The sequence below is a fragment of the Photorhabdus noenieputensis genome (genome assembly GCF_018448935.1).
GTDB classification, from domain to species: domain Bacteria; phylum Pseudomonadota; class Gammaproteobacteria; order Enterobacterales; family Enterobacteriaceae; genus Photorhabdus; species Photorhabdus noenieputensis.
In genome coordinates, this window is sequence record NZ_RCWC01000123.1 from 1 (window position 1) to 1,248 (window position 1,248).

A 1,248-nucleotide genomic window follows, 5' to 3' on the forward strand; every position below is an offset into this window, starting at 1 on the left:
CGGAAACCGCTTATCCTGACTCGTTGTGTATTCATCAATTATTTGAACAACAGGCGGAGCAAACTCCGGACGCGACAGCGTTAGTGCATCAAGGGCAAACGCTCAGTTATGCCGAATTAAATGCCCGGGCTAACCGTCTGGCCCATCAGCTTATCGCGCTGGGCGTCGCGCCTGACCAGCGGGTGGCGATTTGTGTGGCGCGTTCACCGGTGATGGTGGTGGGATTGCTGGCGGTAATGAAAGCGGGCGGAGCTTATGTGCCGTTAGACCCGGCTTATCCTGGCGCGCGTCTGGCGCATATTCTGACCGATGCCGCCCCGGCGGTGGTGCTGGCGGATGAAGCTGGCTGGGCTGCGCTGGGTGAGGAAGCGCTGACGGGACTCGTGGTGCTGGACCCGAATACCTTGCCTGATCGGCCGGACAGTAATCCTCAGATACCTGCGCTGACTTCCCGGCATCTGGCCTATGTGATTTATACTTCTGGCTCCACCGGTATGCCGAAAGGGGTGATGATTGAGCACCGCAATACGGTTAACTTCCTGCACTGGGCGCAGCAGGCTTTTGAAACGGAAGAGATCCGTCAGGTGCTGTTCTCAACGTCGATGAATTTCGACCTGTCCGTTTTTGAATGTTTTATGCCGTTATCGCGTGGCGCGGCGATTTATCTGGTGGAGGATGCGCTGTCATTGATGCAGCATGCCCTGCCGGTGACCTTGATTAACGCCGTCCCGTCTGCGATGAAACCGTTATTGCAGGCTCAGGCGCTGATGGCGTCGGTTCATACGGTCAATCTGGCGGGAGAACCGCTTAAAGGCGCTTTAATTGAACAGATTTTCGCAGACACGCCAATACAGCGGTTGTGTAATCTCTATGGACCGTCTGAAACGACCACCTATTCGGCCTGGCTGCCGATACAGCGAGGTGATCGGATCATTGAAAGTATCGGCCGTCCGATAGCCAACACCCGCCTTTACTTACTGGACGAGTATGGTCAACCGGTGCCGTTGGGTGTGGCGGGGGAAATGTATATCGGGGGCGCGGGGGTGGCGCGTGGCTACTTCAATCGCCCAGATTTGACGGCGGAACGGTTCCTGATCGATCCGTTTAGCGATGTGCCGGATGCCCGGATGTACCGCACCGGGGATGTCGCCCGTTATTTGCCGGACGGCAATCTGGAATTTCTGGGCCGTAACGACCAGCAGGTGAAAATCCGTGGCTTCCGCATTGAACCGGGGGAAATTGAATCCC

Annotated in this window: 1 protein-coding gene; it reads left to right on the plus strand. The window is 56.7% G+C overall.

Annotated elements, in window-relative coordinates; all coding sequences use genetic code 11:
* The coding region (locus tag EAE91_RS23450) for a non-ribosomal peptide synthetase (protein ID WP_214090539.1) at positions 1–1,248 on the plus strand (1,248 nt) is incomplete at both ends.